Source organism: Aliterella sp. E5.1, assembly GCF_057473825.1.
Genome location: NZ_JBYCCV010000451.1, coordinates 1 through 1185 on the forward strand (window position 1 = coordinate 1; position 1185 = coordinate 1185).

The following is a 1185-nucleotide window of genomic DNA, read 5'->3' on the forward strand; positions in this document are numbered from 1 at the left end:
CGTCACACACAGTTTTTCTAGGTATCGTATCACCAGCAAATATGCCGGACTGCAAGGCTAACAGAGCCTCCAGTAGACAGGATTATTCCATCAATACATTGAGCCGAATTAATTGCACTACTACACGCTAGACAATTCTGGGGTTGCAGATTGGTTTTGTTGAATGGGCTTTAGCTGTAGTTTACGTTGAGGTAACATTTTTGCATAACGGTCTGTGAGATAACGATTGAGTTTTTTGTCTAGGGACTTCAAGACTTTTTTCAACGGTTTGTTTTCAGAGCCAAAACTAAAGCGACGAACTAAAGGCTTAATGATTGTCGCTATTCGTCTTACTCCCAATTTTTTGTACTTTGTTTTAAAGTAACCATCCTCTGACAAGTCCCACTTTTCGCGGATGCGTTGCAAACTTGCTAGAGTCCAAGCATCGCTCCAACGCAACATATAGAAAGGCAAATCGCTTAATTCAAGCGGTGGACCTGGGACGTAAGTAACTAGAGAATCAGGCTCAAAATATACTTTTCCTCCCGCCTGCGCTACTGTCATGCAAAAATCTAGGTGTTCTTTGGTGTTGAGCATACCTTCATCTAAATAACCAATGCGTTCAAAAATATCTTTACGAACTAGGACGCAATGAAACTCTGCTAACTCGGTTTGAGTGCGATGAATTTGGGGTCGTAATGCTGTTACTTGATGACCTTGCTTGTACATTTTCTCGCGCAAATGGCGTTTGCCTTTGATATCAGTAACAATGCGAGATTCTCCACCAGCAAAATGAACTCGTTGGTGTATAGGTTCTTTTTCACACATCAAGGGTCCAACAACGGTGGCGTTTGTTTCTTCTGCACAGGTAACTAAAGCTTGCAGCCAACCGGGGGAGAAGATCACATCGTTATCAACAAAAACAACGTATTTGCTATCAACTTGACTCAAACCAATGTTGCGGGCGTGATTGGGGGAAAGGTAGTAATCTGTACGAATAATTTTGAAGTTCTTTTCTTGAGCTTTTGCTTGCAAATATTTCTGGACTTTTGCTGGGGAATTTCCATCTACATAAATCAATTCAAAAGGAAAATCGGTATGTGCGTAGAGGCTCTCTAAGGAGTCTTGAGTACAGCTAAAACGTTCGCGGGGTACAACTACGATGGTGACGGTTGGTTTAGTCATGGCTATTAACTCCATTTGATT

General features: G+C 41.7%; 1 protein-coding gene. It reads right to left on the reverse strand.

The window, feature by feature from the left end:
- Positions 1–120 precede the first annotated feature (120 nt).
- Positions 121–1164 carry a glycosyltransferase family 2 protein gene (locus AC2VE5_RS28155; RefSeq protein ID WP_486890799.1) on the reverse strand — a complete coding sequence of 348 codons (1044 nt, stop codon included), beginning with the start codon at positions 1162–1164 and terminating at the stop codon, positions 121–123.
- Between the last annotated feature and the right edge of the window lie 21 nt (positions 1165–1185).